Source organism: uncultured Murdochiella sp. (assembly GCF_902488755.1).
GTDB lineage: Bacteria > Bacillota > Clostridia > Tissierellales > Peptoniphilaceae > Murdochiella.
In genome coordinates this window covers 1-7342 of sequence record NZ_CABTXF010000055.1, presented here as the reverse complement: position 1 = coordinate 7342, position 7342 = coordinate 1, and the positions used below count along the sequence as shown (strand labels likewise).

Here is a 7342-nt window from a genome sequence, read left to right as displayed (position 1 = left end):
CGGCTGACGGGAACTTTAAAGAGGGAAACAACGATTACGGCGCAGTACGAAAAAGTGTAGGCCCCCACGCCGGTGACCCCCGTACCGACCATAACGTATGAGGATGTGCTTCTTTCGCGCGGCGATCCGGCAGAATCGGATCCGACGATGTGGAAAACGGATAAAGAAGGCTTCATCGTCGGGGCGAATGGACAGCCTCTCACCGATGACCAGGGAAAGAAGATCGCGGATCCTTCCAAATTAACGGATGCGCAGAAAAAAGAAGCGAAACAGCCGATTCCTGCCGGTACGACGTTTGCGCCGGACGGCAAAGCTATCGACGGCGTTACGATCGATCCGGCGACGGGCAAAGTGACGCTGTCGCAAGAAAAATCGCAGGCGATGGAACCGGGTGAAACGTTGACAGTGCCGGTGCTCATCACCCATCCGGACGGCAGTAGTACGGTAATGGATGTCGTCTTCCGCACGCGCGAGAAATCCAATCCGCCACAAGTGAATTTGGTGAAATTCGGCGAGGACAAAATCACCGGACAGGGAATGCCGGGCGCTGTGATTACGGTGGTCGATCAAAACGGCAATCCGGTGAACAATAAGGACGGTAACCCCATTCAAGTGACGGTGGATGGCAACGGCGGCTTTACGATACCGACGAGCGATTTGCCGGACGGAGTCAATCCCGGCGATGTGCAGTTGACGCAGCAGGAGAAGGGCAAAGATCCTTCGGATCCGGTGCCGGTCATCCAACAAGGACCAAAGTTTATCGTCTCTACGAATCCGGATGATCCGGGCGAAGTAAAAGACGGTTATGTACGCCTTATCTTCGACGCGACGGAGCACGGTACGCTGGCCGATGGACAGCAGAAAAAAGTCATCGATGTTCGAGCGGATGTTTCGTATAAGGATACTGATTTGCGTTTAGAATTCCCGCGGAGGGCAACGTACAATGACGCTTCGCAGAAATTTGATAAGTGGAGTCCGCTTGTTCCGGATACGGGCAAGGTGGAGGAACAGACGTTTACGGCGCAGTATACGGAAAATCCGAAGGTAATTACGCAGGATCCGGACAATCCGGCCGAGAAGCCGGACGGCTATGTACGCCTCATCTTCGATGCAACGGAGAATGGTACGGTGGATGGGCACACCAAGAAGATTTTGGACGTGCGTAATGACCTTACCTATGCGGATGCCGATTTGTTCGCACAGTTGCCGACACTGGCAACCTATAACGACGTCACCATGCGCTTTACCGGTTGGGATCCGCTTGTTCCGGAAGATGATACGCAAGTGGTGGATCAGACGTATACGGCTCAGTATGAGGAGAATCAGAAAGTGATTGTTCCGGACAATCCGGACGATCCGGGCGAAACGCCGGATGGTTATGTCCGTATGACGTTTGATGCGACGGAAAAGGGCACGGTCGAAGGACATCGCTATAAGGTGATCTTTGTTCGCGCGGATGTCACCTATGAGGATCGGGCGCTGCGCGATGTGCTGCCCGATGCGGCGCAGTACGAGAACACCACGAAGGAGTTCAGCACATGGTCTCCGGTTGTTCCGAAAAAAGACACAGTACAGGACAATACAATCTATGTCGCCCAGTACGTGCGCAAACCGGTGACGCCTCCGGTGGATCCCGATAAGCCGAATCCGGACAAGCCCAACCCGGATAAGCCCAATCCGGACAAGCCCAATCCCGATCAGCCGAACCCGGACAATCCGAATCCGGAAGGCAAGGATATCGTGGTCAATACGGGCGAGACGCCGAATCCGGAAGATGGCATCCAGAACAAGGACAAGCTGCCGAAGGGAACGACCTATAAATTTAAGAATAAGGTCGATACCTCGAAACCCGGTGACAAGAAAGCGGTCATCGTGGTGACGTATCCGGATGGTTCGGTGAAAGAAGTGACCGTGACGGTAAAGGTTATGGCAAAACGCGGCGCGACTGCTAATAAGGGTGCGACGCCGAAAACCGGAGATACCGTTCTTCTGGGTACGATAGCCATGGGAGCGGTAGCAATGGGGCTTTATGGTGTTACCCTCGTTGCCGGTAAAAAGAAGAAAACAGAAGACAAGTAGACGAGACATGGAAACGCGCGGAAGTAGCGCGAGAGAACGCTCGTGATACAAGCAGAAAGGAGCCGCCTTGTGCGGCTCCTTTTGTTTTATTCCTTTCAATAGCGATGTTTCCCGATAGCGATAGTTTTCCGATGGCGATGGTTTTTCAATATAGAGAAATCTTCAGATTTATCTTAATTTGCGCATTTCCACAAAATTCTCCATGGTGCATCGGCTTTTTCTGTGCTATTTTGTTCTGCACGAAAACGGAACACGAAAGAAAACGCAGTGTTTCGAAGGGGAATAGAGATGGGAGGAAAGGAAATGAGAAAGTATTCCCAATTTATTGCCAAGCACCCTAAAGGGGTTCTTTTGGTCATGACATTGTTGCTGATTGCCTCATACTTCGGATACCAGCAAACGGCGATTAATTACGATATTCTTACGTACTTACCACAAAACCTGCAGTCCACACAAGGACAAAAAATTCTGGATGAGGAATTTCATAACGCCTCAACCGGAATGCTCATCTTGGAGGGAACCGATCAGGATGCGGAAAAGTTGCGTGAGAAGATACTGGCGATTGACGGCGTGGAAGACGTCCTTTCCAAGTCATCGGTAGTGGGCGAAATGGTGCCGAAGGAAATTTTGCCGGGACGTTTACAGGACACCTTCTATGCGGAAAACAGTACCTTGATGCTTGTCAAATTTAAGGATTCGGCTTCTTCCGTATCGACCATGGCGGCGATTGATGCGATTCGCGCTACCGAGTCCAATCCCAAGTATTTAAGCGGCATTTCCGCACTGGTGAAAGATACCAAGGATGTCATTGACCACGAAACGCCCATCTATGTGTTGCTGGCAGTGGTTTTAGCTCTGATCGTCCTGTCTTTGACGAACGAATCGACCGTCATTCCGTTCGTTTTTATTCTGACCATTGGTTATGCCGTGGCGTACAACTTCGGTACCAACTTCTTTTTGGGTGAAATCTCCTATATCACCAAAGCGATTGCGGCGACCTTGCAATTAGCGGTGACGATGGATTATTCCATTTTCCTTTATCGGCGCTATGTGGAGGAAAAAGGAAAGCGGGAAACGCATCAGGAGGCAATGGCGCGTGCCATTGAAAATACCATCTCTTCAATTTTCGCTTCGTCGTTTACTACGTTTGCCGGATTCATCGTGCTGGTGTTAATGGAGCTTGGTCTGGGAAAAGACATCGGCTTGGTGATGAGTAAGGGCGTATTGATTGGTCTTTTGGCAACGGTGAGCGTGCTTCCAGCGATGTTGTTGGTCACCGAAAAGCTGGTGACAAAATACAACCATCGGGTGCTTCTTCCTTCATTTGATACGTTTTCCGACTTTAGCGTAAAGCATAAAAAAGCCCTCTTCGCGCTCTTTATCCTGCTCTTTCTTCCGGCTCTCTATGGGTCGATGAATGCGAAGGTCTATTACAATTTGGACCGTTCGCTTCCGCAAAATCTCGATTCCATTGTGGCGCTCAACAAGTTGAAGAGCGACTACAACATGGCGACGACGCATTTTGTGGTGGTGCAAGAGGATCTGTCGGATGCGGCGCTGAATGCCATGATTAGCGAGATGGAGGACGTCGAGGGGGTAAATACTGTTCTTTCGACCAATTCTGCGCTGGGGCTCAGTGTGCCGGATACGTTCCTTCCGGATAAATTGAACGAGAATTTTACGCAGAACGGCTACAAGATGCTGATGATCAATTCCCGTTATCAGACGGCGTCAGATGAGGTGCGCAGCCAGATCGATGCGCTTCGTCATATCCTGAACAAATACGATAGTGAGGGCTATCTGACCGGCGAAGCGGTTCTTACGGATGACCTGACGGTGATTTCCAATTCGGATTTCACGCGCGTTTCGATAGTATCCGTGGCGATGGTTTTTTTGATTCTGGTCTTTGTGTTCAAATCTTTCGCCTTGCCGGTTATTCTTATCGGCGCGATTGAACTTGCCATCCAGATTAACATGGGCATCCCGTTCTATTTGAACCAGACGATTCCCTTTGTCACGTCCATCATCATTGGCGTGATTCAGCTGGGGTCTACGGTGGACTATTCCATCTTGATGACCGACCGTTTTCTGTATGAATACGGAAAGTTGGGGGATGTGGATGGCGCCTTGCGTCTTGCCACCCGTGAAACGGCAAAATCCATTGTGACGTCCGCGTTGTCGTTTATGGCGGCGACGGTTGGCGTCGGGCTCTTTTCGAAGATGGAGATTGTTTCGACGATATGTACCTTTTTGGCACGCGGCGCGATTATCAGTATGTTGGTGATTCTGCTTATGTTGCCGGCGCTGCTGTCCATTCTGTTTCCCTTTATTAAGAAGACGACAAAAGGATTGCAATGAGGAGGCTAAGATGAAAAAGAACGTACAAAAAGTATTGAGCGGTGCGGTGGCATTTTCCTTGTTAGCTACGCAACCGTGTTTCGCGGCATCCGCCGCCATCGAAAAAAGCGAGACTGTCTATGTTATGAAAGAAGCGGATACCATCCAGGAGCAAATTGTTTCGGTTTGGCTGCATGGCGAACACAATATTATCGGAAAAGATAAAACCAACTTGCAAGAGATGAAAGACGTTAAAGCTGATAAAGCGATTGAGGCGACAGACGGTGTGATTCACTGGCAGGAAGAAAAGAACGACGTATATTATCAGGGTAAATCGAATAAGAGTTTGCCGGTGGATGTTCATATTGACTATACGCTTAATGGGCAAAAAATCAGCAATCAGGAGCTGAAAGGCAAGTCCGGAAGAGTAAAGATTACGCTCCGTGCGGAAAACAAGACGTTTACGACGAAAATCATTAAGGGAAAAGAACAAAAGATTTATGCGCCTTACGTGGCAGTGGCAATGCTGACGTTTGACGAAGCGGTTGCTCATAATCTGAATGCGCCGGACTCGAAAATTGTGAAAGACGGTAAAAATCAGATTCTCACGACGGTGTTAACACCGGGCATTCGCGATACGTTCCGTTCTGTTTTCGATGACGACCAGTTGGAAACTTTTCGAGACCAAGCTGTGGTGGAAATGGATGTCCAAAATTATCAACCGATTGAAGCCTATGTGGTGATTTCCAACGAGTTATTCCAAGGCGATGCCTCATTGAATCGTCTTGATGACTTGACAGAGGGATTGAAGAAGCTGGAAGACTCTTCTGCGCAGTTGGTGGAAGCCTCCAGAAAGTTAGCGGATGCGCAGGAGAAGTTAACAAAGGGAACCACGACGATGGGCGAGGGAGTGCAGAAACTCCACGCCGGTGCGCAGGAGCTGGACGAGAAAACCGGTCTTTTAGAAGAGAAGCTGTCTCCGGCTTTAGAACAGGTTGCCGCTCTTCCCGGCTATGCGCAACAGATGGCGCAGGGAGGAACCCAACTTTCCGCAGGGATTCAGCAATACACTTCGGGAGTCTCCGCAATGAAAGAGAAAATGCCCACTTTTATGCAAGGCGCAGAGGCAGTGCAGAAAGGCGCCTCGCAGTTAGACGAGGGGTTGGGACAAATCAAAGCCGCAACGGGAAAATGGAACCAAGGCGAATCGCCGTTAGACACCTTAAAAATGCTTCGTGATGGCGTTATGGCGCAGATGAATGACCTTCAACAGGGACTGCAGCAGCTTTCCGGCGGCGCGAATGCGCTGAAGGAGAAATTGGGGACGGCTTCGCAGTCGGCATCCATGCTGGCGGAAAAAGAAGAGGCACTGAATACGCCACTTCAGGCAATGAATGCAACCGTTCAGAATCTTCCTCTGGAAGCGCTCTCCCAACTTGGCGATACCGATATCGAGGAGGCGCTGACGAGCATGGGAGACAATGTCGCCGCGGTGGGCAAAGCATCCCAAGTGCTGACTCCTTCGGTGGAAAGTCTGGAAACGCTGGCAAATGATTTGGAAAACGCCGGACGCACGGAAGATGCAGAGCGCCTTCGCAGTATTGCGACGCAGCTTGCCGAGATGGCAAAAGACCTGGGTAGCGGTACATCGAGTTTAGTACAGAGCGCCGACACGGTGCGCACAACTTTGGATGCGCTGGCAGACCTTTCCGGCCGGCTTCCCAATGCGGAAGATAGTCAGGCGTTCAAAGAAGGCATGAAACAATGTGCGGAGGCTTCCAATGGCATCACTGCGGCATCAAGACAGTTAGCGGACGGGTTGGATGCGTTAGAAACAGGCGCCGGAGAGCTTGCTGATGGCGCTACGAAAATCAGCGCCTCTGTGGCACAGGGCAGCCAAAAATTAGAAAAGGAGATGGATCCTTCCCAACTGGAGAATCTTGTACAATCCCTGAAACGATTGGATGAGGCGTTGGGGCAGTTGCAAATGGGAGCACATCGCTTAGCAGAGGGCAGCGCGCAGAACGTGGAAGGTGTTCATCGCCTTACCGACGCGATAAACCAGCTGGATGCCCATTCTGCGGCATTGAACGAAGGAGCGAAAGAGCTTGCGGAAGCGCTTTTTGCGGTGGAAGAAAAAGCGCAGGGCCTGTCAGCGTTTTCATCCCTTCAGGAGCAAGGGATTTCGCCTCTTCGTGTGGGCATTCGCCGTCTAACAGATGGTTTGGGCGAGTTGGAACAAGGCGGTGCCACTCTACAGGCGGGCAGTGTCGTTTTCCGCGATAACTTACAGACTTTTGCAGCGAAGATGGACGAATTCAAGGAAAAGGGCATTGATGAAATCGATAAAAGAGCCGGCTCTTTACCGGAGGTGAAGACCATTCTGGACACCATGTCGGATCTTGCAAAAAAGGATGCTTCCTTTACCGGTGTCGGCGAAGGCTTTCAAGCAAAATACCGGATTGTGGAGAAAATTAAGTAGTCGAAAGCCGGGGTTTACCGGACATTTCAATAAGATAGTACGGTTTTGTCGAATACGGCTGCGCTGATTTTCAGCGCAGCCGTTTCTTTGATTGGGATAGTGGCTGGGGTTGCTGGAAGCTGTGGGGTGATGTGAATCAGTGGTGGGTAGAGAGGGTTGGTCTTGGGATGGCTGCCCCTGGCAAATGTGTGATTTGGAGATTTGCCAGGGGCGGAATGGGTGTGGTCGCCCCTGGCAAATAGCATTTTTTGCATTTAGCCAGGGTTGGAATGGGGATGGCAACCCCTGGCAAATGTGTGATTTGGAGATTTGCCAGGGTCGGAATGGGGAGGGTCGCCCCTGGCAAACGAGAATTTTGGAGATTTGCCAGGGGCGCGCGGAAAGCCCCTAACAAACGACATTCACTTGTTTATGCAAGGTCGTTCATATCTTACGAATCAAAAT

At 50.7% G+C, this 7342-nt stretch carries 4 protein-coding genes; 3 read left to right on the top strand and 1 reads right to left on the bottom strand.

The features are described 5' to 3' along the window. Positions 1-72 precede the first annotated feature (72 nt). The 3 genes from RDL68_RS05685 (at position 73) to RDL68_RS05675 (ending at position 6898) form a co-directional block, all read left to right on the top strand. Positions 73-2079 (top strand): Rib/alpha-like domain-containing protein, encoded by a 2007-nt coding sequence (locus tag RDL68_RS05685; RefSeq protein WP_308540713.1) that lies wholly within the window; start codon positions 73-75, stop codon positions 2077-2079. A gap of 303 nt (positions 2080-2382) precedes the next feature. Further along, complete coding sequence (locus RDL68_RS05680) at positions 2383-4437, top strand: MMPL family transporter (protein WP_308540714.1); 2055 nt, start codon at positions 2383-2385, stop codon at positions 4435-4437. A 10-nt stretch (positions 4438-4447) separates the two neighbouring features. Then, positions 4448-6898, top strand: coding sequence for a hypothetical protein (locus RDL68_RS05675; RefSeq protein WP_308540712.1), 2451 nt, complete (start codon positions 4448-4450; stop codon positions 6896-6898). A 136-nt stretch (positions 6899-7034) separates the two neighbouring features. Here RDL68_RS05675 and RDL68_RS05670 read toward each other — a convergent pair whose 3' ends face one another. Continuing rightward, positions 7035-7292 carry a hypothetical protein gene (locus RDL68_RS05670; RefSeq protein WP_308540711.1) on the bottom strand — a complete coding sequence of 86 codons (258 nt, stop codon included), beginning with the start codon at positions 7290-7292 and terminating at the stop codon, positions 7035-7037. Between the last annotated feature and the right edge of the window lie 50 nt (positions 7293-7342).

What these genes read in the sequence shown, in the direction of transcription:
- RDL68_RS05680 (WP_308540714.1), top strand. Translation starts at nt 2,383, where the DNA reads ATGAGAAAGTATTCCCAATTTATTGCCAAGCACCCTAAAGGGGTTCTT.
- RDL68_RS05675 (WP_308540712.1), top strand. Translation starts at nt 4,448, where the DNA reads ATGAAAAAGAACGTACAAAAAGTATTGAGCGGTGCGGTGGCATTTTCC.